The following is a 1,477-nucleotide window of genomic DNA, read 5'->3' on the forward strand; positions in this document are numbered from 1 at the left end:
ATTTATGCACCAGATCCATCATTATCAGTGGGGGCAGATTGGTGTATGACGGAGACTTGCACAAGGTGAATGAGGTCATTGGTGCTCGTAAATTGCTCAAGGTTCGATTGGAGGCACCTGTATCCAGCCTGGCGTTGGCGGGGCTCGGCAAGCTTCGCTCCAACTCGGAGCTGGAGGCGGTATTTGAGCTGGATGCAGACGATACGTTGACTTGGTCCAAAAAGATTTTAGATGCACTGCCTGTCGTTGATTTTACAATTGAGGACGTCCCGCTGGAAGAGGGGATAGCCAATTTGTACGATGGGGGCAGGCTGGCCGATGCGAAATAACAAATATGTGAAGGTACTCCAGCTTGGCATGCAAAACGAAATGGAGTATCGGGCCAATTATTGGCTTCAAATGGCTGGATTTATGTTGCCGATCATGACACAAATATTTCTCTGGCTTGCGGTATTCGGTTCTTCGGGACAAGCAAGTGTGCTGGGTTACTCTCTGTCGGAAATGCTGGTGTATGTAGTTATGGCAGGGGTAACTGGAAAACTGATTGCCACGGGCTTTGAATACGAAATTGCTACAGACATCAAGGAAGGCGGACTGGCAAAATTCATGGTACAGCCTGTGCATTATTTTGCTTACCGTTTTTGTCGGTTTATCGGAGGCAAAGTCATACAGTCTGCAGTCGTGCTGCTGGCGGCTGCTATTTTGTTGTTATGTCTTAGCCTGGAAGGACAAATCAGCTTCGGGCTGTCGCATATCCTGCTTTACATATTGGCGTTGCCGGGAGCGCTTGTGCTTAATTTTGTGGTCTATTACGCGCTCAGCGGCATAGCCTTTTGGGTGACGGAATCGGCAGGACTTTTTTACACGCTGTCGCTGGTTATTTATGTAGCTAGCGGTACCGTGTTTCCGCTGACGATTTTTGGAGATGCTTTGGCCCGTCTGTTCAGCTTGCTACCGTTCAGCTACACCGTATTTTTTCCGGTGAATGCGTTGACGGGCAAGCTGACTGTACTGGAAGCCGCCGAAGGCATTGGCGTGCAATGGATCTGGATTGCAGTGCTGGCGGCCGTATCACGCTGGGTGTGGCAAGCCGGAGTCAAACGCTTTGTCTCGGTGGGAGGTTAACATGAAACATGTTTTTCGAAACGTTGGACGTTACCTCAGATTGTACTGGAAGTTCGTCCAGTTTTCCGTCATGTCGCAGATGGAATATCGCATTAACTTTATAACGGCCTTTCTGGTTGAAACGGCTTATTTACTGATCAAGCTGCTGTACGCCTCGGTTCCATACCGGGCAGGGACGGACATTAACGGCTGGTCTCCTGACGCCATACTTTTATATATTGGCGTGTTTACAATGATGAGCGGATTTTACAGTGGATTATTTTACAGTAATTTTACAAGTCTGCCTGACAAAATCCGGACTGGCTCACTGGACGTGCTTATAACGAAGCCGGTATCGCTGCAATTTATGGTG

Annotated in this window: 2 protein-coding genes and 1 pseudogene; all 3 read left to right on the forward strand. The window is 48.6% G+C overall.

The annotated features are described in order from the left end of the window. Window positions 1-329 (forward strand): annotated as a pseudogene (locus AC5V8P_RS25525) (multidrug ABC transporter ATP-binding protein); the annotation flags it as partial. Then, entirely contained in the window at window positions 319-1,125 is an 807-nt protein-coding gene (locus AC5V8P_RS25530) for an ABC transporter permease (protein WP_025678798.1), read from the forward strand. The pseudogene AC5V8P_RS25525 and the gene AC5V8P_RS25530, both read left to right, overlap by 11 nt. A gap of 1 nt (window position 1,126) precedes the next feature. Further along, on the forward strand, window positions 1,127-1,477 hold a 351-nt coding region (locus tag AC5V8P_RS25535), incomplete at its 3' end, for an ABC-2 family transporter protein (RefSeq protein WP_495474046.1).

Source organism: Paenibacillus sp. N119s (genome assembly GCF_059447605.1).

Excerpts from the sequence above, each read along its gene's own strand:
- AC5V8P_RS25530 (WP_025678798.1), top strand. The coding sequence starts at position 319 with ATGCGAAATAACAAATATGTGAAGGTACTCCAGCTTGGCATGCAAAAC.